Below are 24,717 nucleotides of genomic sequence, written 5' to 3'. Positions count from 1 at the left end.
GAATGACAAAACATTAGAATAAAAGCAAAAGGCGGTCAGCTGATGAAAAGAGAACCAGTTACGCTTAGAACACAAACGATGCTATTAAGTGGAGGCGTCGTGTTAGTGGCATTATTGTTGTTTGGTTTATTTAGTGCCTTCCAACAGGCTACGCTAACTCGAGACCACCTTGCTGATAAAGTACGAATTAGTGCCAGCCACTTGAAAGAACATCCTCAAGTTGTTGCTACGTTACAACAAGGAGAACCGTCGGCAGAATTGCTTTATTTGGTTGAAGCAATTCGGGAAGAAAATGATTTTCTTTATATCGTCGTTATGGACACGGAGCAAAATCGATACACGCATCCGGTCGCAGAACGAATTGGTCAAACGTTTGTTGGTGGTGATGCAGATCGAGTATTTGATGGAGAATCGTATATATCAGAAGCAGTCGGTTCGCTCGGACCCTCCGTTCGTGCATTTGAACCTGTGTACGGTCAAGAAAATCAAGTAATTGGTGCTGTCTCAGTGGGGATTCCAACTGATGCCATTGTTGAAGCGGAAAACCAAGCTGTCCTCACATCGATTTTTGGTGCAAGTGGAAGTTTACTTGTCGGTTTAATTGGTGCGTATTTCTTATCTAATCGAATAAAAAAACAATTGCATGGTCTCGAACCCCAACAAATTGCTCGATTAGTAAATGAGCGGGAAGCCATTTTAGAAGCAGCAGGGGAAGGCATCATTGCGATTAATGAACATGGTAAAATCATTGCAGTGAATGGAGCAGCTACGACTTTTCTTCGAGCAGCTGGTCATAACCATGGTGTAGAAGGAAAAGACGCCAATCAAGTGTGGCCAGAATTAGAATTAGAGCAAGTGATAAAGGAACGTAAAGGCAACTATGACGACGTGTATCATCGTGGTGAACTTGAAGCCGTGGTAACAAAAGTTCCTATTTTTTATCAAGAACGGTGCATCGGTGCATTAGCAACGTTTCGTGAAAAAAATCAACTAGATGATATTATGAAGCGATTAAGTGGCGTAGAGACGTATGCGAAAAGCTTAAGAAGTGAAACCCATGAATTTATGAATAAACTTCATATTATAAGTGCAATGGTTGAAACAGAGTCTTATAGTGAGTTGCAAGAGTATATTGAAAATCTCTCAATGCGCTATCAACAAAAGAAAAATAGTCAATTACCTGATGAGATCGGTAAATTAGTTTCGGATAAGAGCTTGGCACAATTTCTGTCTCGAAAAACAAGCATTTTAGAAGAGCAAGGGATAAACGTCATTTTTCAATCAGGAACGCCTTGGCCGAAGCTATCAGCGGAATTAATCGATGCGTGGATAACGATTATTGGGAATACAGTGGATAATGCAGCAGAAGCGAGCTTAAATCAAGCGCATGCATCCATCATTATGACCATCAAACAAGTTGGCGGCGTTCTACGTTATGTGATTGAAGATAACGGAAGAGGGTTTTCTCCGCAGCAAGAAGAAGGGGACTGGCCATCCACCAAACAAGGTGATCACGGTTACGGATTAGAGAATGTCAGAAATGAGATCAATCACTATGGTGGTACAATTGACCTTCTATCAAGAGAGGGAAAAGGAACGATCATTACTGTGCATATTCCACTTGGTTTAGAAGGGGGTAAAGAGAAATGATTCGCGTTACGATGATTGAAGACGAAAAAGAAATCGCACATTTTCATTCCCTGTTTTTAAAAAAAGTAGACGGGTTTGAGCTTGTATCAAAAGCCCTTACGTTTGAAGAAGGGATACAACAACTAAAAACATTTAAGCCTGATTTACTGTTACTTGATGTCTACATTGGAGATCAAAACGGACTAGACATTTTGAAGCAAGTTCGGTTAGAAGAGCGGAATATAGATGTTATTTTAATCACATCAGCGAACGATACCTACACTGTTCAAACAGGCTATCGATTTGGTGTTATAGATTATTTAGTAAAGCCGTTTACATTTGCACGATTTAAAGAAGCGCTTCAGCGGTACCAAGCGATGAGACAAGAAACACAGCAAGGTTCTTTCGTTCAAAAAGAGATTGATCAATTCATTCAGCGAACCGAAAAAGCTTCCGCAGTAGAAAAACGTTCGTTTCCAAAAGGAATTACCGAAGTGACAGCGATGCGCATTTTACATGCGCTGGCTGAAGCTGGAGAAGTCTGGAAAACTGCAGCAGAACTTGAAGAGGCGACCACGATATCTCATGTGTCACTGCGAAAGTATCTGCGTTTTTTTGACGAGCAATCGTTTATTCAAAAAGATCTTGTTTATTTAACACATGGTCGACCTTTTAATCGTTACCGATTGTCAGAGCAAGGGAGAGAGTTTTTAGATAAAAATGATTTCGTTTAATTAAAAAAACTAGATTATTCGACAAGTCCATGAAAAAATAAGTAAACGCTTTCAATGGATGGGGGAATGACGATGAAGCTCGTCTGGGACAGATTATGGCAACAATCCGAACGAACAAAAGATCTCTTGAATATCTTCTCATATGCAAATAAAGGTTCAGCTGCATTGAAAAAAGAAGCAGCTCAACATAAAGAAAAGAAGCAAACGAAACAACCAATTCCTAATGGAGATCAGCAAAAGAAACCCTATTCACGAGCACAGCTTGTTGGGTTAATTCTTGGCCCATTATTATTTCTTTTAACAATCTTATTTTTTGAACCTGCGGGGCTTTCGGCAGACGGTCAGAGAGTCTTAGCCGTCACATTATGGATAGCGACTTGGTGGATGACAGAAGCAATTCCAATTCCAGCGACATCGCTAATGCCGTTAATTTTGCTACCCATTACAGGAGCAATGGAAGGTTCCGATGTTGCATCGTCTTACGGAAATGACATCATCTTCTTATTTTTAGGTGGATTCTTTATCGCAACGGCCATGGAGAAATGGGATCTTCATAAACGAATTGCCCTTTTTATTATCTCCGTTATTGGAACGAGTACACAAAGAATTCTGCTAGGGTTTATGCTTGCAACAGGGTTCCTTTCAATGTGGGTGTCAAACACAGCGGCTGTTATGATGATGATTCCTATGGCATTAGCGATAACCGCTCAAGTAGCGGCTGCATTAAAGGATGAGGAACACAAGCGTGACTTACCGAAATTCGAGAAATCACTATTATTTGGTGTCGGCTATGCAGGAACAATTGGTGGTCTAGGTACATTAATTGGAACACCACCAAATATTATTCTTGTCGCACAGCTCGATACAATCTTTGGCATAACAATTGGATTTGGAACGTGGATGTTGTTCGCTGTTCCCGTTGTTCTTATTCTATTATTCTTTACATGGTTCTACTTAGGAAGAATTAATTTTAAAACAAGTATTAAAACGTTACCTGGTGGAAAAGAGTTAATTGCAAGTGAACGACAAAAGCTTGGGAAAACATCGTTTGAGGAAAAAGTCGTCGGTGCGGTTTTCTTATTTGCCGCATTTATGTGGATTACGAGAGAGTTCTTCTGGGCTGGAGATGATCCGCTCATTGTACAGCTACCTGGAATTTCAGACGGAATGATTGCCATCATTGCGACGATGCTCTTATTCTTAATTCCGGCAAAAGCTGCTACGAGAATCCTTGATTGGTCTGATTCAAAAGAAATTCCGTGGGGCGTTCTACTTCTATTCGGTGGCGGTCTTGCAATTGCAGCAGGATTCCAATCAAGCGGACTTTCAACATGGATTGGGGATCAGCTGACAATCTTAGATGGTTTGCATATGCTTCTTATTATTGGTGGAGCAACGCTCCTAATTATGATGTTAACGGAAATTACATCCAATACGGCAACAGCAACAATGATTTTACCTGTTGTAGGTGCACTTGCTGTAGCCATTGATATTCACCCATTTGCGCTTATGATTCCTTGTGCAATGGCGGCCAACTGTGCCTTTATGTTACCAGTAGGGACACCACCGAACGCCATTATTTTCGGTACAGGTAAGCTAAAGATCATTGAAATGGTTAAAGCAGGCTTTTGGCTCAACGTATTTGCAACCATTCTCATTGTGTTAGCGGTATACTTCTTAGTCCCACTTACAATGGGTATTGATCTTTCGACATTCCCAACGTCACTCCTTGATTAAACGTTAAAGAAAAGAAATTGGGACAAAAGAATAGAAACATGTTGAAGAGACGACTAATTCAGTGGATTAATCGTCTTTTCTTCGTTATCTGTCATGGTGTTAGAAGAATCCGAGACTCCTGCGGGACAGCTGTAGCGCGCTTCTTGCGAAAGAGGCTGAGGCGTTGCCCGCGGCAAAGAAGACACCGTGAGCGCAAGTAATAACGTAGCGCAAACGGATGTCGCGCTTGTGCCTGTGGTGAAAGCGTCCATCCGCGCGATAAGTGATGACTATCATTTGAATGGACCTTCCCATTTTTGATAAAGGATGACAGTCTTTAGACAGACCTAATTAAGTTATAAAAGCAGTGTATTCTGATTTTACACAGAGATGTGGACTTGACTAGCTTTTTTGTCACTACCTTTTTTGATGAATAAATCATAGAGTGAAAATTTTTTGTTTACAGTAAGATTAAATTGGGAATTAGAAAATTGAATCCGTTTACAAAAGATGTTTCTCGTACTATAATAGCATCATGTTAATAGAGTAGCTGATGAGTTTATGAGAGCAGCTTTTTTTACGGAGCCTTAGGGCGACCTGTGAAAAAAGGTGCTCTTTTTTGTACATAAGCTTCTCAAGAAAGTAGAGGGGGAACAATAATGGCAGAAATTATTGCAGAGTTTGTAGGAACGATGATTCTCATTATATTTGGTGCTGGTGTCATTGCAGCCGTTAACTTAAAAGATTCGAAAGCAGAAGGTGCAGGCTGGATGGCGATTGCCGTAGGTTGGGGCTTTGCCGTTGCTTTAGGTGTATATGTGTCTGGAACAGTAAGTGATGCCCATTTAAATCCAGCAGTAACGATAGGTTTTGCAGCAGTAGGTGAATTTCCTTGGAGTCAGGTCCCTGGTTATATCATTGGTCAAATTCTAGGTGCGATAACAGGTGCGGTTATTATCTTTCTTCATTACTATCCGCATTGGAAGAAAACAGACGACCCAGATGCTAAATTTAGCGTCTTCGCAACTTCTCCTGCGATTAAGCACACACCATCAAATTTTGGTGCTGAACTAATTGGTACGGCAGTTCTTGTTTTTGGTTTACTCGCTATCGGTGCAAATCAGTTTAGTGAAGGGTTAAATCCTCTTGTTGTTGGGGTACTCATCATTGCAATTGGTCTTTCTCTCGGTGGTCCAACTGGGTATGCAATTAATCCTGCGCGTGACCTCGGTCCACGAATTGCTCATGCGATTCTACCAATCGATAAAAAAGGTCCTTCTGACTGGGGATATGCATGGATTCCAATTTTAGGTCCAATTGCAGGTGGTGTCATTGGTGCTATCTTCTTTACAATGATATTTTAAAATGAGACGAGGAGGAATCTGTCATGAAGAAAAAGTATATTTTAGCAATTGATCAAGGAACAACAAGCTCGAGGGCAATCCTGTTTGATGAGAAGGGAGCCATCTTGCACACAGCTCAGCGTGAATTTAAACAGTATTTCCCTAAGCCAGGCTGGGTTGAGCATAACGCAAATGAAATTTGGACATCGGTGTTAGCTGTTATTGCCGAAGTCTTCTCAGAATCAGATATTAGTCCAGGAGATATTTCAGGAATTGGTATTACAAACCAGCGAGAAACAACAGTCGTGTGGGATAAGAAAACGGGGAAACCAGTCTATAACGCATTAGTGTGGCAATCTCGTCAAACGGCCGATATTTGCAAAGATTTACGCGAGGCAGGTTATAACGATACGTTTAGAAAGAAAACCGGGCTGTTACTTGACCCGTATTTTTCAGGCACAAAAGTGAAATGGATTTTTGACAATGTTGATGGTGTCAAAGAGCGTGCAGAAAATGGAGAACTGCTTTTTGGTACAATTGATACTTGGTTAATTTGGAAATTAAGCGGTGGGAAAGCACACGTAACCGACTATACAAACGCGGCCCGTACGCTCATGTACAACATTCACGAATTAAAATGGGATGACGAATTATTAGAGATTCTAGGTGTGCCAAAAGCAATGTTACCAGAAGTTCGCTCTTCTTCCGAAATCTATGCGGAAACAATTGATTATCACTTCTTCGGAGAGAATGTACCAATTGCAGGTGTAGCTGGAGACCAGCATGCGGCGTTGTTTGGGCAAGCTTGCTTTGAAGAAGGAATGGTGAAGAATACGTACGGAACGGGTTGCTTTATTTTAATGAATACAGGTGAAAAAGCAGTCGAATCCAAAAACGGTTTATTAACGACTCTTGCTTGGGGAATTGATGGAAAAGTTGAGTACGCTCTGGAAGGAAGTATTTTTGTTGCAGGGTCAGCAATTCAATGGCTTCGTGATGGCGTCCAATTAATTGAGAGTTCTCCTGAAAGTGAGAAGTTAGCAACTCGCATTACATCTTCAGATGGTGTGTATGTCGTACCAGCTTTTGTTGGGCTTGGTACACCGTATTGGGATAGCGAAGCACGTGGCGCCATGTTTGGGTTAACTCGTGGAACAGAGCGTTCGCACATTGTTCGTGCAACACTGGAATCACTCGCCTATCAAACGAAAGACGTCATGACTGCTATGGAAAGTGATTCAGGCATTGAGTCAAAGAAACTTCGAGTTGATGGCGGTGTTGTTGCGAATGACTTCTTAATGCAGTTCCAAAGTGATTTACTTGATGCACCGGTTGAGGTTCCATCAATCACAGAAACGACTGCATTAGGTGCTGCCTATCTTGCAGGGTTAGCTGTGGGAGTTTGGGAAAGTAAGGAAGATATTGCAAAGCAGTGGAACATGGACCGCTCTTTCAACCCTGATATGGCAGAGAAAGAACGAAATGAATTGTATAGTGGCTGGAAAAAAGCAGTTGATGCTACAATGACATTCAAACCTTAATGCTTTACGAATAGAAGAAAAAGTCGTACACTGTACGTAACAAGTTAATAAATGAATCTTTGAGACGATGAGGGGATTACAGCACTTAAGTAGGTTTAGCGCCTGCTTGAGAATGTTGTAGTCCCCTCTTTTTTTATTTCCTTAGGAGGGATATAGATGGATTTTTCAACATTTGCTCGTAAACAAACGCTTAAAGGGATGCAAGAAAAACAGTTGGATCTTTTAGTCATTGGTGGAGGAATTACGGGATCAGGAATTGCGCTTGATGCGCAAACAAGAGGGTTAACGACAGGTTTAATAGATATGCAAGATTTTGCTGCTGGGACCTCAAGTCGTTCTACAAAACTCATCCATGGTGGCTTACGTTATTTAAAACAATTTGAAATTAAGCTCGTTGCAGAAGTGGGGAAAGAGCGAGCAATCGTTTATGAAAATGCGCCTCACGTAACGGAGCCGGTAAGAATGATGCTGCCTTTTTATAAAGGTGGAACATTTAACTCCTTTACAACATCGGTTGGCTTATCTGTCTATGATCGTTTAGCTGGAGTGAAAAAAGACGAGCGACGGAACATGATGAATGCGAAAGAAGCTTTAAAAAAGGAAGGAATACTGGCTAGTGAAGGGTTAAAAGGTGCAGGTATGTATGTGGAATATCGTACAGACGATGCGCGCTTAACGATGGAAGTAGCGAAGAGTGCAGCCGAACGCGGAGCAAAGCTTATCAATTATGTTCAAGCGAATTCGTTTCTTTATGAAGACGGAAAATTAATTGGTGTGCAGGCTACTGATCGCTTAACGGGTGAGAGCTTAAAGATTTATGCCAAAAAAATTATTAACGCTACGGGCCCATGGGTCGATACCTTACGTGAACAGGATCGTTCTAGAGAAGGAAAGTCCATTCACCATACAAAAGGTGTCCACTTAGTAGTCTCTAAAGAGCGACTGCCCCTCACGCGTGCGATTTATTTTGATACGCCATTTAATGATGGACGCATGATGTTTGCGATTCCTCGTGGTAAGAAAGTTTATATCGGAACGACAGATACGAACTTCAAAGCTGATGTAACAGAACCTGGTGTCACGATTGACGATGTGAACTATATTCTAAAAGCAACAAATCACTTATTCCCTGGCTATCATTTAACGAAAACAGATGTAGAATCAAGCTGGTCAGGAATTCGTCCACTTATCCACGAAGATGGAAAAGATCCATCGGAGATTTCAAGAAAAGATGAAATTTTTCATTCGAAAAGTGGGCTAATGACGATAGCTGGTGGTAAGTTAACAGGTTACCGCAAAATGGCAGATACCATCGTATCCATTGCAGCTGATGAAATTGCAAAAGAAACTGGAAAAAGCTATCCAAGCTGTAAGACTAAAGAGCTTGCTTTGTCTGGCGGAGATGTCGGTGGATCAGCAAAATACGAAGCGTTCAAAGAAAAAGCGATTGCAGATGGAAAAAATAAAGGGTTAAATCATGAAGATGCAAAAGAAATAGCAGAACGTTACGGTTCAAATGCCTCTGCAGTTCATGGGTATATAAAAGATGAGAATGGGTATGGTCTACCTGGATCTTTATATGCCATGCTCCGTTACGGCATAGAGCACGAAATGACTGCAACACCTGTCGATTTCTTTATGCGACGTGTCTCGTATCTTTTATTTGATATTGATCAAGTAAAAGCGTATAAAGATCAAATTATGACCGCGATGGCTGATCTGCTACAATGGTCTGAAGAAGAAACAACTCGCTACAACGAGGAATTAGAACAACAATTAAACCTAGTAACGTTGAGGAGCTTAAATTAATGTTTAATGGTCAGCGCATTTTGCCAGCAGTAAATAATATGAAGGATTTTGAGCGCGTCATGAAAGAAGCAGAAGGTCATTATTTTGTTGTGCTCGATGTTCACCTCTCTCTTTTAGCTAAAATGAAAAAGCTCTCAAAGGAAGCAGGCAAAAAAATGCTGTTACATGCTGACCTTGTTCAAGGATTAAAGAGCGACCGTTACGCTGCTGAATTTATTTGTCAGACCATTCGTCCAGCAGGTGTCATTTCAACAAGGGCGAATATGTTAAAGACAGCGAAGAAAAACAATATTTTAGCGATTCAACGGATTTTTCTGCTTGATACGATGGCATTAAAAACAAGTTATCAACAGGTGGAAGAAGTAAAGCCCAATATTCTAGAAGTACTTCCAGGAGTCATACCGGATTATATAAAAAAAGTTCGAGAAGAGACGGGAATTGAGGTAATTGCAGGAGGATTAATAACGACAGTTGAAGACATCCAAACTGCACTGGACGCAGGTGCACAAGCAGTTACAACCTCAAGAACGGATTTATGGCAGCATTAAAAAAGCAGGTGTTTCATGTGAAACACCTGCTTTTTCTTTCGGTTTATGAAGGCATACCGAGAACAGCTTTTACTTCTAAATATTCTTCAATCCCAAATTCGCCCCACTCTCGACCTATACCAGACTGTTTATAGCCACCAAATGGTGCATTGAAATCGGTTTTCGCATTGTTGACCGTAATTTGACCTGCACGAATATTCGAGGCAACATAACGAAGTTTCTCTGGATCTTGACCAAATACGTAACCAGCTAAACCATAAATGGTATCGTTCGCAATCTCGATTGCGTGATCGAGATCATCGTAATAAATGAGTGAAATGACAGGCCCGAATATTTCTTCTTGGGCAATGATCATATCGTTGGTCACATCTGTGAATACAGTTGGTTTTGCAAAATACCCTTTATCAAGACCGTCTGGCTTGCCTGTTCCACCAACTAAAACAGTTGCGCCTTCGTCAATACCTTTTTGAATGTAGGACTGAACCGTGTCCCATTGTCCTGAGGAGACAAGTGGGCCAGCAGTATGGCCTTCTTCTCGTGGATTTCCCATAGAGTAGGACGAAACGGCTTCTTTCATTGCTTCCTCAAATTCGTCTTTTTTCGTTTTTGGTACAAGGATACGCGTCGCTGCCGTACAAACTTGACCAGAATTAAAGAACATATTCGAGGCTGCTGTTTTAGCCGCTTTCTTCATGTTTGCATCTTCAAGAATCACGAGTGGTGATTTGCCACCAAGCTCAAGCGCAACTTTTTTAATCGTTTTCGCTGCGTTTTGCATGATTTTCTCTCCTACACCGCCAGAACCAGTGAAGGAAACAAAATCAATGTCTGGATGAGAGCTAATTGCGTCCCCTACTTCGTCACCTGTTCCGTTAACTAAGTTAAATGCCCCTTTTGGCACACCAGCTTCATGAATGATTTCAGCAAGCATCATAGCAGCATAAGGTGTTTTTTCTGCTGGCTTTAAAACTACTGGACTACCTGCTGCAATGGCACCAGCTATCTTTGTTGACGTTTGATTAGTAGGAAAGTTCCAAGGTGTAATTAAACCGCTTACACCAATACTTTCTTTAACAAGTGTATGTCCATCTTTCTCTTCTGAAAAAGAGAAGGAATCTAATGCTCTAGCCGCTTGTTTAAAGTGAGCTAAACCCATTTTGAAATGTACGTTTTCTGAGATCGATAAAGGAGCGCCTAACTCTTCTGTCATCACATCTATAAGTTCTTTGCTTCGTTTCTTGTAGCCATCAGCAATGGCATTGAGCCATTTGATTCGATCTTCTTTCGTTGATTTCGAAAACTCCGGAAATGCTTTTCGTGCAGCGGAGACTGCTTTGTCAACGTCCTCTTTTGTACCTGCACTAATTTTGCCAATTACGTCTTCTGTTGCTGGGTTAATGACTTCAATGGTTTCGGAACCTGTTGAATCGACCCATTCTCCATTAATAAAATGTTGAGTTTGATTACGCATAACAATCGCTCCTTTTAATATAAGCTACTGAGATTTGGAAAATAAAGCGCTACTGATGGTCTACCCTAATAAAAAATCATTAAAACATTTAAACCTAACACTATTGTAACGGACGTTTAAAAAAAGTGAAACTTAAATGTTTAAAAAGTTAGAATTATTTTTGGGTTCGATATTGAACGATGGCATAAGGTAAATGAAGTAGAAAAGCTAAACGAACTTGACGGATGGCTATTTTTTTACGTATTCTTTGCAAATAAAGATAAAAAGAAAAATGGGTAGGAGAGAGGTTATGCGAACGTTCTATTACTTATTTGCGTTAACGTTAGCAGCTTTAAATTTACGACCAGCCATTACATCGATTTCCCCACTGTTAGAATCGATTCAGGCTGAATTAGGAATGAGTGGGGCAACAGCAAGCTTGCTAACAACATTACCTGTTTTATGTATGGGCGTATTTGCGCCTTTTGCAGCAATCATTAGTAAAAAAATTGGTTTAGAAAGAGCGATTTTCGTTTCGTTGATTTTCATTACATTAGCAACATTGATGAGAGGGGTTGTTGGATCCGTACTCTTACTCGTCATAACGGCATTTCTTGCGGGAATAGGGATAGGGCTTGCAGGACCACTACTCTCAGGCTTCATTAAACAACATTTCCCCACAAAGCCGGGCTTTGTCAGTGTTTATTCCGTTTCTTTAGTAATCGGCGCAGGCATTGCAACTGGATTCGCTGTCCCTGTTTATGATGGATTTAATGGAAATTGGCAGCTTGCTTTGGCTGTTTGGGGTACCCTCGGGTTACTAGCGCTATTTTTTTGGATTGGTTTAATTCGCAAACGACCAACCGCATTAAAAACAACAGATGCGGCTCTTCCGTTCAAAAACAAGCGGGCATTACTTATTACGTTATTTTTTGGTTTGATGGCAACGGTTTTCTACACGATTACCGCTTGGGCAGCACCGATTGTTATGAGCTTTGGTTATTCCACAGCAATGGCGGCCGCAGGAGTCACTTTATTTCAATTGATTCAAATCCCTGTTTCCCTCGTTTTACCGAGTATTGTCTCTAAATATGGCTACATGACGACTGCGCTAATTGGATGTAGTCTTTTAGAATTAGTAGGAGTTGTTTTTCTATTAATTGGCTTTCACCCCTTGCTTGCGTTAGGTCTGATCGGGCTTGGTGCAGGTGGACTGTTTCCTTTAGCCTTAATGATTCCCATTATCGAAACTGATAGTGCCGACAAAGCGAGTGCTTTATCTGCATTGAACCAAGGGGGAGGCTATGTTTTTGCGGCTCTCGGGCCATTGGCGGTTGGCACTCTTTATGATTTATTTGGTACCTTTAAACCTGCTTTATATGTGCTCCTCTTCGTTATCTTAATCATGGGCACAGTCCAGTACCTTTTAGGAAAGAAAGCGAATGCGCAAAAAGTAAAAGGGAAGCTAGGTTAATCATCTTTGAAGAAAGCAGATTGACTTCGTATGGATTTCACATTTACGTGCTATACTGATCGAAAAAAGGAGGGAGAAAAGATGAAACGTTCGTTATATGCCATCGTTGCAACATTCTTCCTTACTTTTCTTTCTTCATGTGCACAAGAACACGTTCAGACGCCTAGTGAACAAGGTGCTTATTTCCTTGTTTCTCATTTAAAAGAAGCTTCAATTGGTTTTATTGATGAAAACAGTATGACAGTCACCTCCCTTGCGTCATTGCCGACTGTTTGGGAGCAAATTATAAAAATTAATGAAACTGAATTTATCATTCTATCTGATCAAACACGCACGTTATCGCATTTTGACCTTCATACTGGAGATGTGACGCCTCTAACCGAGTTTGATGATATGGTTTCGGACATCGTTTATGACGCTCATGGGACAAACCTTATTGTCTCGTATGAGAACACAAACAAACTTGCGTGGATCTCGCTAGAAGGGGAAGTCATGGAAACGGTCACAATAAAGAACGGGGCAAATGATTTGTATGTAGACAACGATCGTTTATTTGTATTGAATGCAGACGAAGCAAGCGTAGACGTTATTTCCCTTGTTTCATTAGAGATCGAGCATACGATTTCTGTTGTTGAAAGAGCATCAGGAATGTTCTTTGATGGAGAGTTGCTTTGGGTCGGCGGGCATGGACCGACTGGCGAGTTAAATCAATCTGTTGTGAGCTATTCTCTAGCTACTGAACAAGAAGAAGAGAGAATCCCAATCGGCTTAATGCCTATTGCTCTTGGCGGAAATCAGTTGGAAGATAGCATGTTTGTCATATCCCATGGCAACGATCATCTATATAAGATTGATACGTCGTCTCAAGAAATCCTGAAAGAAGTTGAAGTAGGACACAATCCTAATTATCTTCACGTAGACGAAGATTACGTGATTGTCAGTAATTTTGATAGTCATTCTCTATCTGTCTTCTCAAGCGATTCTCTTGAAAGAATTGCAGAAATTGATGTAGGCGCAGGCCCTCATGTTATCGTGTCAGGAGAGATGAAATGAATCAATCGAGAACGATCTTAGTGGTTGACGACGAACCAGATTTAGTTAAGCTTGTTGTCACCTATTTACAAAATGAACGCTATAAGACGTTGGAGGCGCAAAGTGGACAAGAAGCGTTGCATATATTGGAAAGAGACACGGTTAATCTCGTCATTCTTGATGTGATGATGGAAGGCATGGATGGATTTGACGTGTGCAAAATCATTCAAGAAACGTATGCACTACCTGTTATTATGCTTACTGCTCGCAGCCATGAAGAAGATAAAATTAAAGCATTAAAAATAGGGGCAGACGACTATATGGTTAAGCCGTTTAGCCCGCGAGAACTAATGGCTCGGGTAGAAGCAATGTTGCGACGTGCGTATCCAAAAGAGGAGAGCGTTGATTATCTTTCTTTTGGAAATCTCCATATTCATCGTGGTGGCCGCGAAGTCTTTGTAGATGATGCAGAGATTTCGTTAACGAGAAGGGAATTTGATTTACTTCTGCATTTGGCAGAAAATAAAAATCGTTCTTTTACAAGGGAACAATTGTTTACACAAATATGGAGTGACTTAAGCAACAGTTCTTTACGGACGGTTGATACACACGTAAAAACATTACGTTTAAAACTTGCTGAAGCAGGGAAAAAAATCCAAACTGTGTGGGGTGTTGGTTATAAGTTTGGAGAAAAAGAATGAACGCGCTATCGATTAAAAAGAAGGTCTGGATGGGGATAGGAGTAACAGTATTAGCTGTTATTCTCTTATCGAGCATGTTGATCTTTTTTTTGTATGAGCGGCTTTATGTAGACCAACAAATTGAACAGTTTGAACGAGAAGGACAAGCATTGGCAGCATTATATGATCAAGAAGGGTTATCAGACGAATTTTATTCGTTTTTAGAGTGGTCACAGCAAACGTCAGATGCAGTCTATGTTGTCACTGAAGACCCGATGGAGCTTGCTGGTGGCGCTCCGTTTGAAGATGAATACAGTGAAGAAATGATTTCGTTTGAAGAGCGACAAATCCTTTTGCAAGGGGAGTCTGTTTACGTCAGAAGAGATCATCCACGTTTTCAGCAAGAAATGATTGGCGTGGCGATCCCTTTTACAGGAGAAGGGAATCGCCTTGAAGGAATTGTCTTTATTTCTCAACCATTAACGGATCTCTATGAATTGTTTTCGAATGTCTTGTGGTGGGTGATCTTAATTGTTGCGTTAGTTGGTGGGGTTATTTTATTCATGGGCAGTCGATTAACGAAACAGCTCGTTGGTCCGTTGTTGAAAATGAAGCTAGTGGCAGAAAAGATGGAGTCGGGTGATTTTTCGGAACGAATTACCTTAAAGCGCTCTGAAGATGAATTCATGCAATTGGCGGATTCGATTAATCAATTGGCAGATTCATTAGAGCAAGTAGAATCAAATCGCCGTATTTTCCTCGCGAATGTCGCACATGAACTCCGAACTCCCCTTAGCTATATGATTGGGTATATGGAAGGAATTGAAGAAGAGGTTATTGAAACGAAAAAGGGAATGATCATTCTTACTCAAGAAGCCCAGCGGCTAAATCGACTCGTAAACGATTTGTTGGACCTCGCTCAACTTGAGGGAGATAAAGATTCATTTGATAAGCAGCCGGTTGTCTATGCAGAATTAATTCGTGAAGCAAGTGAGACCGTTCAGGTAATCGCGAATCAAAAACAAATGGCGATCGAGCTAGATTTGAATGAAGAAAGTATTATTGTCGCCGATCGTGATCGGATGAAACAAGTGCTTATTAACTTGCTAACCAACGCAGTGGCCTATAGTGATCCTGGTAACCCGATTCATGTTACATTGCAATCCGCAGATGGAAAAGCGGAAGTAGCGATAAAGGATTATGGTTATGGCATCCCTGAAAAAGATATTCCACGGGTGACAGAGCGTTTCTTTAGAGTGAAAAGAGGTCGTAGTCGAATCGATGGAGGAACAGGTTTAGGGCTGTCGATTGTACAAGAAATCATTGCAAAGCATGAAGGAATTTTCCACCTACATTCTGAGGAAGACAAAGGAACCGAAGCAATCATTGTTTTAAAAGAATACGATTAAGAAAAAGGTGATGACAATGTGGTGGAAGGTCATTTTCACGTTCTCCACGCTTTTCGTTTTTTCAGCTTGTCTAAATGAGCGGTCTGAAATGCCTCCTGCTGTAAATGATCTTGATGTGCATATTCAAGTGCAAGAAGAGCAAAAAGTTGGTGAGGAAGTGCCATTGCAAGTTCAATTGTTAGAAGGACAAGCTTATGTGGAAGATGTAGGTCAAGTTAGATTTGAAGTATTTGAAAGCGACCAGACGGATACTGTTAGGACGAAAGAAGCGCGCTACGTACAGGATGGTATATTTCGTAGTTCAATTCAGCTTGATGATGCGGGAGAATATGTGATTGAGGTAATGATTACAAGTGGTGGAGAGACGGTTAGTGAGCAGGTGACTCTTGTTCTTCTAGAGGAATAGCGTACTTGATTCATACTCCGTTCATATAATCATTGTACATTTAAATGACAGAGAAAAGGAGGCAAGGTAGAATGAATTATTCGAAGCTCTTATTAATCGTTTCTTCTTTATTTGGTCTATGGGGTGTCCTGATGGGCGCGCACATGGCTGGCGGTGGTTCTTATGCATTATCTGCCATTCATGCTCACGTCCTTGTGCTAGGATGGTTAACATTATTTGCATGGAGCGTATTTCATAAAGTATATAAACCAAAACAAAGGCTATTAGCTGGTTTGCAAGCATGGACAGGCATTGTTGGCGCTTTGCTTCTAACCGTTGGCATGTGGCTTTACTCAAATCAACCGTTTGATATTCCAAATGCGTTACAGCTTGGATTGTATATTGGCGGCGGCATGACCGTTGTTATTAGTTTCTTGTTATTTGTGATTTTGGCGTTTCTATCTAGTTCTAAAGAAGAATAAGAAGAATAAATGGACTGCCCTCAAAGTATAATGACACAAGGGCAGTCCATTGTTTTATTCATTTGAATAAAATTGATTGCATGCTTTAGCAGCATCAAGGTCTTTTTGTGTTAATTTGCCTTGATCAACCGTCGTCCATTTAACGGTAATCGTCGTGTGATCAATTGTGATGAAAGGATGGTGTTGTGCTCCTTCTGAATACGCAGCTAGATTTTGAACAAAATCAATACCTTCTAAAAAATTACTGAATGAGAAACTTCTTGTAAGCGTTTCATTTTCTACTGTCCAGCCTGATAACTTCTCAGCCTCTTTTTTTATTTGACTCAAAGCGACTCCTCCTAAAAAATAGGTTCTTTTTCATATACCTGTTTTTAGGTTCAAACAAACCTATCTCGTATGAAAGCGTTTAGTAAATTTTCACATAATAATTAGTTGGACATTTTTTGACAAAATGTGATACAATTCTCAAATGACATAATTAGTCAGATAATTTAAACAGTGAGGTGACATATGAACCAATTAGGTGGAATTTCAAACAAGCAAACACTTTATATTGGGTTGATGCTCTTTTCACTTTTCTTTGGTGCTGGTAATTTAATTTTCCCGCCAGAGCTTGGTCAAGATGCAGGAACAAATGCATGGCCAGCCATTATTGGTTTTCTTATTTCAGGTGTAGGTTTGCCTATCCTTGGTGTAATGGCGATTACCTATGTAGGTAGTGACGATGCAGAAGGGTTAGGACGTCGCGTACATCCTTACTTTGCGATTGGTTTTACAGCATTGACATTTTTAACGATTGGTCCATTCTTTGCCGTACCTAGGACTGGGACTGTGTCTTATGAGATCGCAGTATTACCATTCATAGAAATGAGTCAACTTGATGCGTCAAATCGAATCTGGCTATTCTTATTTTCCATCGTGTTTTTTGCGATTGTATTCTATCTTGCGTTAAGTCCAGGAAAGTTTGTTGATCGAATAGGTAAATTAATTACGCCATTTTTATTAGTTGTCATAGCGATTTTACTCATAACCGTATTATTTAATCCGTTAGGAACCTATTTAGAACCTGCTGATAGCTCGTATGCGAATTTCCCATTTTTCCGGGGGATTACGGAAGGTTATCTGACAATGGATACTATTGCAGCCATTGTCTTTGGAATCATTGTTGTAAAAGCGATTAAAGATCTAGGTGTCACCGACCAGCGTTTGATTAAACGGACGGCATGGAAAGCAGGCTTGATTGCTGCAATCTGTCTAGGAACGGTTTATGCTGGACTTGGTTATCTAGGTGCTGTAAGCGCGTCAGAACTATCCGCTGACAGTGGGGCTGGCATCTTAGCAAGTGTTTCGTTTGAGTATTTTGGACTTGGTGGAAATGTCTTATTAGGTTTAATTATTTTAGGCGCGTGTATTCCGACGGCAACAGGATTAATTTCTTCTTGCTCGATTTATTTTAATAAATTATTTCCGAGTCTATCGTACAAAGTGTTAGTAGTAATCTTTACATTATTTAGCTTAGGGGTATCAAACTTTGGTTTGAGTACCATTATCGAATTTTCCGTCCCAGTATTATCGTTTATTTATCCAATTGCCATTGTCTTAATCATCCTTGCGTTTCTTGAGCCGTTATTTAAAAGAAGACGAATTGTTTATCAGGTGACAATTTTATTTACGGCGATCGTTTCAGTACACGAAGGATTGGTTGCTGCTGGGCTCCCTGGTTTCTTAAGTGCCGTTCCATTGCCTTTTGCAGACATTGGATTTGCTTGGGCATTACCAGCTTTAATTGGTTTTGTTATTGGTTTATTGTTAACGCCGATCTTTAAAGGAAGTGAGCCGAGAGCTTGACGAGAATAAAAGGAAAAGTCGTTGATCAACAGACGCGATGCGTACATTATCAAACGCAATTTGATATTGTTGCCATTAAATTTGCATGTTGTGGTGACTTCTATCCTTGTTATAAATGTCATGATGAAGCGGTTGATCACGAGAGAAAACAATGGAAACAAACTGAATTTACGCAAAGAGCTATTTTGTGTGGTGCTTGTCACGGACATATAACCATTCATGAATATGTGCAGGCGAGTCGTTGTCCTTCATGTCAGGCACAATTTAATACAAATTGTACATTACACCATCATCTTTATTTTGAAGGTATTACAAGCGATTCCGATTCATAGGATTAGAAAGATCGTATGAAGGAGGGACGCAAGTGATGAAACATTATGTCTTATTATTTTGTGATCCTGGTATTGATGATGCCATGGCAATGATGCTTGCGATTATGCATCCACAGATTGAGTTAGTGGGTATTGTCACGAGCTATGGGAATGTCACAAAGGAACAGTCAATTATAAACGCAGACTATATATTGAAAGTAGCAGGGATCACGGATGTACCAGTCATCCCTGCTGCTTTTCGTTCTTTTTCAGAGTTTGATGAAGAGGCTTATCCAGAAATACACGGTTCAGCGGGACTAGGCTCAATTATTCCGCCGAATCATTTCCCTGGAAATAGAGTAGGGTTTGATACAATACGGTCGATTCTCTTAACGTACAAGCAAAATTTAACCATTATAGAATTAGGAAGAATGACAGCTTTAGCAAAAGCTTTTAATTTATTTGAAAACGAATTTCGATATATAAAGAATGTCATTGTAATGGGTGGAGCGTTTTTCATGCCTGGAAACCGCACTCCTATTGCTGAAGCAAATATATATGGCGATTCAGTTAGCGCAAAATTTATTTTCAACTATTTAAATACGATTATTACCCCTTTGAATATTACATCCCAAGCGATGTTTACACCTGCCCTTATGCAACGCTTAGCAAGTCACCCCAAATTCGGCAAAACGATCCAAGCGCTTCTCTCGGTTTACACCGCTTATTATAAAGAAAACCAGCCTCACCTTCCTGGACCGCCAATTCATGACATTGTTCCGCTACTAGTCATGGTTCAACCGTCTCTATCTACTTACGTGTATCGTGATGTTGATGTCATCACAAACGGAAAGGCAAAGGGGATGACCATGATCGATTTGCGAACAATGAGCGAGGAGGGGCGCCACAAAATTGCCTGGACAGTGAATGCAGATCGATTATTGCACGAATACGAACGAGCAATGTTCACCGGCTATGCAGATGAATAAGTTATTGTTATAATATTTTTATAATTAAACGGAAGGGTGATGACTATGAACATGTTGCATGCGTATAATCAGAACAAAACTAGAATAAAAAGGAGAATGTTTATTGATCAGAGGAGACAAGATTGAATTAAGACCAGCTTCAAAGAATGACTTTGTTAGGCAAGTTGAGTGGCGAAACCAGGAAGAAACCGCCCGACTAGCTGCAGGCTCCTATGCCGCATTATATAGTCATGTCACAGTTGAAGAGGTAGAAGCGCTCTACGATAAGCGAGTCATTCGAGATCGGAAACAAGAGAATGTGTTTGCAATCTATATAGCGGAAACAAATACGCATATCGGAAACTGCGATTACCGCGATGTGAACCCGATTGCTAGAAGTGCAGTCGTTGGACTTACAGTTGGAAATTCAGAGGAACGAGGTAAAGGATACGGTACTGAAGCTTTACAGCTACTCGTCCAATTCTTGTTTCAGGATCTTAATTTGCAGCGTGTCCAATTAGACACATGGAGCGGAAATGAACATGCAATTCGCGTCTATGAGCGATGTGGATTTAAGATTGAAGGACGCCTACGAAGAGCAGAATACGTAAACGGCACATATTTTGATCAGTTAATTATGGGATGCTTGCGAGAGAGCGTTTCATAGAATAGTAAAGAAGAAGAGATCATGATCTCTTCTTCTATTTTGAACATTGCTCGTTCATTTGGTTTTCTAATGCTATAGCAGTTTGTTGCAAATAGGATAGAGAGTGGGGAACGAGGTCGTCTCTCGTGAGCTTTTTTTCTATCGTAAAACGTTGCCCTCCATCTTCATAAAAGCCAGTAGCATTCATGAATGACGTTTCGTTAAAGCATAATTGTTTAAATTGATGAAAGGGAACACTTACAATTCCTGCTACTTCTTCTTTTTGAAGCTGAAACCCTTTTTCTGAAAGAGATTGAAAATAAACGTAGGATAAAGCAAACTCTTGATCTAAAAACGTATCTGTATGGATGACATCTAAAAATTGGCCAATAAAAGAGATGTCTTCTTCCGTTAGAGATAGTCCAAGCTCTTCCTCTACTTCTCGCAACCCATCAAGGGGCGTTTCTTCAGCAAGTAGATGACCGGCTGCTGTAATATCAAATAAATTCGGAAAATCCTTTTTTATCTGACTACGAAGCTGTAAGTATAGTTGTGGTTCTTGTTCTGAAACATCAATGATCCACAGGTGAAAAGTCTGGTGCCAGAGTCCTTTTTCGTGAGCGGTTTTACGATCGGTAATGTTAATAGGTTCTCGAGCACTATTATACACATGTAATCTCTCTTCATTCATAGCAATACCTCCTGATAATTACACAATTAAGTATAGCATAGTGAGTGGAGCAAGGAGGATGGAACCGTTGAAACACATACAAGTAAACGAATTAACAGTAGGACAACGTAATCGATTTAAAAAAGAGAAGCTCTTACAAGATTTAACGTTCACAGTGCGACATGGTGAAAACGTAAGTATTTTTGGGAGAAATAAAAAAGCAGAGCAAGAAGCGCTCATTGATTGTTTAATAGGAATGAAAAAGCCGGTATCTGGAGAGATCACGATTGGAAAACATACGATGACAAGCCTAAATGATGAAGAGGCTGCTTATGTTCGGAGAAACGAAATCGGGATAATTTCGTCACGTGTACCATTAATACAAGAGTATTCTGTTGAGCGTAATCTAAACATCAACAATCTGATTTCAAAAAAACAGAAGGGTGTTCAAGAAGAGCTAATGCCACTCTTTCACTCTTTTAATGTTGAAAACATGCTTAAAGAAAAAGTCCAGAACTTAACAAGCGCTGAACAAGAAACGGTGCGAATCATACGGGCGTTGCTCGTGAAACCATCAATTCTAATGATGGAAATACCTGGAAATATTGAAGGATTACAAAAACTTATTCATTATGCGTGGGGACGTCAACTAACATTTCTCTATACAACAGAAGATTGGGCACAGGCAAAGTTGGCACACGGTGTATTACACCTGAAAGATGGACAGTTACATGAAGGGTAATTGGAGGATGTAAATGGGCTTTTTTCGATTTATAAAGTATGGGCACACCTCGTTCTTAGATAAACAAACTGTCTTAAAAATAATGACATACTTAGGGCTTATCCTCTTTGCTGTATCATGTATTCTGTTTACGATTCAAGTTGGTACACAGACCATCAAAGTAAACGAGCTATCGAGTGATGGGACAAGTGCTGGTCTCTATACGCTGCATACCTCATCAGTGGTTAACGATGATGCAAAAGCTTTCTTCGAAGATCATGAATTCGTGCAGCATTCGTTTTCAAGAAGTGAGCTAGAAACGCACACTATGGAAGAAATGGAGTTCGACTTACAAACGTTAAGCGACCCTTATTTTTCTGAAACTGGCGCGGAATTAGTTGTAGGAGAATGGCCGAAAAAAGAAGGAGAATGGGTACTAGATCAAATCTATGCAGCTAGTTTTGGAGAAAATGTTCAAGTTGGTGAAAAGGTCATTGTTCAAACCGATGACGGTCACCAAGAGGAAGTCAAGATTACCGGCTATTACAGAGATTTATATCTTAATGCACCTCACGCACCGACAGCATTAACGTTAGGAAGCGTTGAAAACGGGTTTATTATGGGTGTAACAAATAGTGAGCATATCGCCGAGGTATCTACAGAGATGCGGGAGCAATTTGGATATGCCCTGCATAGAAACCAAATCTATCAAACATCTACATTGCAACAATTGGCTGATAGCCAAGCAATGGTTCCTTTTTATGGTCTGCTCATTGTCTTGCAGTTCATTGCTTTAGGGTATTTATGTATGAAGTTGGTTGCAATGTGTCGATATGACCGATACTTGAAGACTTTGCGTTATTTAGGCATGTCGCCTAGGCGAATTCGGGCGTATTTTAGCATTCTCTTTACTACTTTTTCAATTATCATTTTAAGTATAAGCGTATTTGTTTCGTACATAAGTTTTCAAGCATTCGGAAATCAATGGAGTCATTTGTTTGGGACTTCACTTTACAATCGCGCTCGGCATATTGAGAATCAGATATCTGTTCCCATTGACTATACATTTATGCTTTTAAGTGGAATTGCTTTAGCCGTGTTTGTTGCCATGATGCTGTACGTAAGTACAGAAGCGAAAAAAAGGAATATGCGTTGGGTTACGGGAATTGTTAGCATACTCTTTCTTTTGTTTCTCCCAACGGTTTTGTACAACCAAGTAGATTTTCCATCGTTTCATAATGAAAATGAGTCAGGCATTGAAACAAATTTGTATTCGATGAATAGTGATCAAGCGTTAACAATCATCTCAACTAGTGAGCGTGATGCGCATACGATAGACGATTTAGCCACTGACCTACATGATGAATCGGCATTTCTCTATCTAAAAGGGTTTACTGGTTGGGAAATCTCTTTTGTGGAGCGTGATCAAGGAACGTTGTATCAATCTCAAGTGATCGTCGTTGAAGATACAGATTGGCCAGAGTTCTTAGATCAAATTGGCTGGAGTGAATCAGAGTGGCAAGAGGTACAACGGCACGAGTATCCTGCTATACACCTTAATGCCACAAGAAACCATGAGTGGGAGACGGTACATTTAGAAGGGAATGAAGTTGAAGTCTCGTTCACGAATCAATGGGATGATGTTGATCAAGAGGTAGAGTCTGGAGAATCGAGTGAAGAGGAACGTACCTTGCATGTTTATAGTGCGAATACGGAGTTTGGGTTTGATTGGGATACGATTGTCATCCCAGCAAGCTACGGGGACGGGTTCGTTCAATCTAATTCAGGAGGATGGAGCTATTTTTTACCTGTAGACCTTCGTATTGCTGAGTTTGAACATATTCTTCATTCTCAATATGCTCAAGCGTACCCCACATTATGGTATGTATCAGGAATTCCTCATGGCACGTGGACAATTGCAACAGAGCAAGCGGAACAACAATTTAGTGTGATCGTAATTTTGCCTATCTTCATGACGTGGTGCGTAAGCCTGTGGTTGTCTTTTTTAACAGTGTTTTCAAAACGAGGAGCAGAAAAAAAGGTGCTGCTTCTTGTCACGGTTGGAAGTTTTTTACTAAGTTGGCTAGGGTTATTAATCTTTACTGATCAAGTTCTGCCAACACCGTTTAGTGCAGTGGTGACGGTTGCTGTTTTTCTCGTCGGTATAATAGCTTACATTTATCATAATAAGAGAACCCGTGTGACCATTTAATCACGCGGGTTTCTTGTCTTGTAATCGGGATAGGCGGTGATCTTTAGATCGGGTCCGATCACGCTACTTTCCGCGAACGTGAGCGCAATGGCAGAATCCATCGTTTCTATTCCTTCGCCTTCAAAGAAACTTCGTGCACTCTTTCCGCCAATTAGCTTCGGTGCCACATAAATTAAGTATTTCTGTACAAGTTGTTGCTCGATAAAAGCGGCGTTGAGTGTACCACCAGCTTCTAATAACAGGGAATGTATTCCTCGTGAAAACAGGGATGACATCATGTCGTCTAGATTAACATGCTGCTGACCAGACGTATAAATAACGTCAATTCCCAGGTCTTTTAACTGGTCTTCTTTTTCTTTATGTTCTGGGGCGGCTGATGTGAAGAGATACGTTGGTGCTGCATTGTCAGTGACGACTTTACAATCTAGGGGAATACGTAGCTGGGAGTCGACAATCACTCTTACTGGGTTTCGTCCATTTGGAATACGTGCAGTGAGTGAAGGGTTATCTTTCAGGACCGTTTCAATCCCGACTACAATTCCTTGATGTTCGCTTCGCAGCTGATGTACGTCTTTACGTGCGGCAGAAGATGTGATCCATTTGCTATGGGTGGTTTTGGTGGCAATTTTACCATCTAAAGACATGGCAGCTTTTAACGTAACGAATGGGCGCCGGTTCACAATCGCATAGTTAAACACTTCATTTAGTTTAAATGCTTCTTCGCCATAGAGACCTGTTTCAATTTCTATTCCAGCATCCTTCAATCGCTTGACGCCGTTCCCTGCAACCTTTGGGTTAGGATCAAGCGAGGCAATGATTACTTTTCGAACGCCCGCTTCAACGAGTGCATTTGCACATGGACCTGTTTTGCCCGTATGTGAACAAGGCTCTAATGTGACATAGGCTGTAGCGTTTTTAGCGAGGGTACCTGCCATTCGCAATGCGTGAATTTCCGCGTGAGGCTCGCCTTCTTTTAAATGAGAGCCAATTCCAACAACCCTTCCATCACGAACGATTACGCAGCCAACAACCGGATTTGCTCCTGTTTGACCAATCATGGCTTTTGCATTTTCAAGTGCGAGCTTCATATAAATGTTGTCAGACATCAC

Annotated in this window: 23 protein-coding genes; 19 read left to right on the top strand and 4 right to left on the bottom strand. The window is 40.6% G+C overall.

The window, feature by feature from the left end:
- Positions 1-42 precede the first annotated feature (42 nt).
- The 7 genes from ABC361_RS19610 (at position 43) to ABC361_RS19580 (ending at position 9,320) form a co-directional block, all read left to right on the top strand.
- Positions 43-1,650, top strand: coding sequence for an ATP-binding protein (locus tag ABC361_RS19610; protein WP_413075511.1), 1,608 nt, complete (start codon positions 43-45; stop codon positions 1,648-1,650).
- Positions 1,647-2,363, top strand: a complete 717-nt coding sequence (locus tag ABC361_RS19605) for a response regulator (protein ID WP_413075510.1) — start codon at positions 1,647-1,649, stop codon at positions 2,361-2,363. Before ABC361_RS19610 ends, ABC361_RS19605 begins: the two co-directional genes overlap by 4 nt.
- A 72-nt stretch (positions 2,364-2,435) precedes the next feature.
- A complete protein-coding gene (locus ABC361_RS19600) occupies positions 2,436-4,100 on the top strand; it encodes an SLC13 family permease (protein WP_413075509.1) in 1,665 nt (554 codons plus the stop codon).
- Positions 4,101-4,738: 638 nt separating this feature from the next.
- The gene (locus tag ABC361_RS19595; RefSeq protein ID WP_099304701.1) at positions 4,739-5,443 is read left to right on the top strand and encodes an MIP/aquaporin family protein; all 705 of its coding nucleotides are present in this window, start codon (positions 4,739-4,741) and stop codon (positions 5,441-5,443) included.
- Between the two features lie 23 nt (positions 5,444-5,466).
- On the top strand, positions 5,467-6,963 hold the full coding sequence (glpK, locus tag ABC361_RS19590) for a glycerol kinase GlpK (RefSeq protein ID WP_413075508.1): 1,497 nt from the start codon (positions 5,467-5,469) through the stop codon (positions 6,961-6,963).
- A 156-nt stretch (positions 6,964-7,119) separates the two neighbouring features.
- Positions 7,120-8,772 (top strand): glycerol-3-phosphate dehydrogenase/oxidase, encoded by a 1,653-nt coding sequence (locus ABC361_RS19585; protein ID WP_413075507.1) that lies wholly within the window; start codon positions 7,120-7,122, stop codon positions 8,770-8,772.
- Positions 8,772-9,320 (top strand): glycerol-3-phosphate responsive antiterminator, encoded by a 549-nt coding sequence (locus ABC361_RS19580; protein WP_413075506.1) that lies wholly within the window; start codon positions 8,772-8,774, stop codon positions 9,318-9,320. Before ABC361_RS19585 ends, ABC361_RS19580 begins: the two co-directional genes overlap by 1 nt.
- 43 nt (positions 9,321-9,363) lie before the next feature.
- Here ABC361_RS19580 and ABC361_RS19575 read toward each other — a convergent pair whose 3' ends face one another.
- Positions 9,364-10,791 (bottom strand): aldehyde dehydrogenase family protein, encoded by a 1,428-nt coding sequence (locus tag ABC361_RS19575; RefSeq protein ID WP_413075505.1) that lies wholly within the window; start codon positions 10,789-10,791, stop codon positions 9,364-9,366.
- A gap of 289 nt (positions 10,792-11,080) precedes the next feature.
- Here ABC361_RS19575 and ABC361_RS19570 point away from each other — a divergent pair, with 289 nt between their 5' ends.
- The 6 genes from ABC361_RS19570 to ABC361_RS19545 all read left to right on the top strand — a co-directional run bounded on the left by ABC361_RS19570 (position 11,081) and on the right by ABC361_RS19545 (position 16,232).
- Positions 11,081-12,244, top strand: a complete 1,164-nt coding sequence (locus tag ABC361_RS19570; RefSeq protein WP_413075504.1) for an MFS transporter — start codon at positions 11,081-11,083, stop codon at positions 12,242-12,244.
- Between the two features lie 81 nt (positions 12,245-12,325).
- The gene (locus tag ABC361_RS19565; RefSeq protein WP_413075503.1) at positions 12,326-13,297 is read left to right on the top strand and encodes a YncE family protein; all 972 of its coding nucleotides are present in this window, start codon (positions 12,326-12,328) and stop codon (positions 13,295-13,297) included.
- Positions 13,294-13,977, top strand: coding sequence for a response regulator transcription factor (locus ABC361_RS19560; RefSeq protein ID WP_413075502.1), 684 nt, complete (start codon positions 13,294-13,296; stop codon positions 13,975-13,977). Before ABC361_RS19565 ends, ABC361_RS19560 begins: the two co-directional genes overlap by 4 nt.
- Positions 13,974-15,365, top strand: coding sequence for a sensor histidine kinase (locus ABC361_RS19555; protein ID WP_413075501.1), 1,392 nt, complete (start codon positions 13,974-13,976; stop codon positions 15,363-15,365). Before ABC361_RS19560 ends, ABC361_RS19555 begins: the two co-directional genes overlap by 4 nt.
- Positions 15,366-15,381: 16 nt before the next feature.
- Entirely contained in the window at positions 15,382-15,771 is a 390-nt protein-coding gene (locus ABC361_RS19550; RefSeq protein ID WP_413075500.1) for a hypothetical protein, read from the top strand.
- Between the two features lie 71 nt (positions 15,772-15,842).
- Positions 15,843-16,232, top strand: coding sequence for a hypothetical protein (locus ABC361_RS19545; protein WP_413075499.1), 390 nt, complete (start codon positions 15,843-15,845; stop codon positions 16,230-16,232).
- 54 nt (positions 16,233-16,286) lie between these two features.
- Here the strand turns inward: ABC361_RS19545 and ABC361_RS19540 are convergent, their stop codons facing one another.
- The gene (locus tag ABC361_RS19540; RefSeq protein ID WP_413075498.1) at positions 16,287-16,559 is read right to left on the bottom strand and encodes a 4a-hydroxytetrahydrobiopterin dehydratase; all 273 of its coding nucleotides are present in this window, start codon (positions 16,557-16,559) and stop codon (positions 16,287-16,289) included.
- Positions 16,560-16,742: 183 nt separating this feature from the next.
- On the opposite strand from ABC361_RS19540, the gene brnQ reads away from it, so the two are divergent.
- The 4 genes from brnQ (at position 16,743) to ABC361_RS19520 (ending at position 20,026) form a co-directional block, all read left to right on the top strand.
- Complete coding sequence (gene brnQ / locus ABC361_RS19535; RefSeq protein WP_413075497.1) at positions 16,743-18,080, top strand: branched-chain amino acid transport system II carrier protein; 1,338 nt, start codon at positions 16,743-16,745, stop codon at positions 18,078-18,080.
- Positions 18,077-18,412 (top strand): CHY zinc finger protein, encoded by a 336-nt coding sequence (locus tag ABC361_RS19530; RefSeq protein ID WP_413075496.1) that lies wholly within the window; start codon positions 18,077-18,079, stop codon positions 18,410-18,412. Before brnQ ends, ABC361_RS19530 begins: the two co-directional genes overlap by 4 nt.
- 35 nt (positions 18,413-18,447) lie before the next feature.
- Positions 18,448-19,380 carry a nucleoside hydrolase gene (locus ABC361_RS19525; RefSeq protein WP_413075813.1) on the top strand — a complete coding sequence of 311 codons (933 nt, stop codon included), beginning with the start codon at positions 18,448-18,450 and terminating at the stop codon, positions 19,378-19,380.
- A 103-nt stretch (positions 19,381-19,483) separates the two neighbouring features.
- Positions 19,484-20,026 carry a GNAT family N-acetyltransferase gene (locus ABC361_RS19520; RefSeq protein ID WP_413075495.1) on the top strand — a complete coding sequence of 181 codons (543 nt, stop codon included), beginning with the start codon at positions 19,484-19,486 and terminating at the stop codon, positions 20,024-20,026.
- Between the two features lie 34 nt (positions 20,027-20,060).
- Here the strand turns inward: ABC361_RS19520 and ABC361_RS19515 are convergent, their stop codons facing one another.
- Positions 20,061-20,696, bottom strand: a complete 636-nt coding sequence (locus ABC361_RS19515) for an NUDIX hydrolase (protein WP_413075494.1) — start codon at positions 20,694-20,696, stop codon at positions 20,061-20,063.
- Positions 20,697-20,763: 67 nt separating this feature from the next.
- Here ABC361_RS19515 and ABC361_RS19510 point away from each other — a divergent pair, with 67 nt between their 5' ends.
- Entirely contained in the window at positions 20,764-21,417 is a 654-nt protein-coding gene (locus tag ABC361_RS19510; RefSeq protein ID WP_413075493.1) for an ATP-binding cassette domain-containing protein, read from the top strand.
- Positions 21,418-21,430: 13 nt separating this feature from the next.
- Positions 21,431-23,608: an ABC transporter permease family protein gene (locus tag ABC361_RS19505; RefSeq protein WP_413075492.1), complete on the top strand. Its 2,178-nt coding sequence runs from the start codon at positions 21,431-21,433 to the stop codon at positions 23,606-23,608.
- On the opposite strand, the gene ribD is transcribed toward ABC361_RS19505, so the two are convergent.
- Positions 23,605-24,717 (bottom strand): bifunctional diaminohydroxyphosphoribosylaminopyrimidine deaminase/5-amino-6-(5-phosphoribosylamino)uracil reductase RibD, encoded by a 1,113-nt coding sequence (ribD, locus tag ABC361_RS19500; protein WP_413075491.1) that lies wholly within the window; start codon positions 24,715-24,717, stop codon positions 23,605-23,607. The genes ABC361_RS19505 and ribD overlap by 4 nt on opposite strands.

Origin of the sequence: Shouchella phoenicis (assembly GCF_047238345.1) — a bacterium.
Taxonomy (GTDB): Bacteria; Bacillota; Bacilli; order Bacillales; family Bacillaceae_D; genus Shouchella.
Note: the sequence above shows the minus strand (reverse complement) of the source record. Positions and strands in the feature narration are given on the sequence as shown.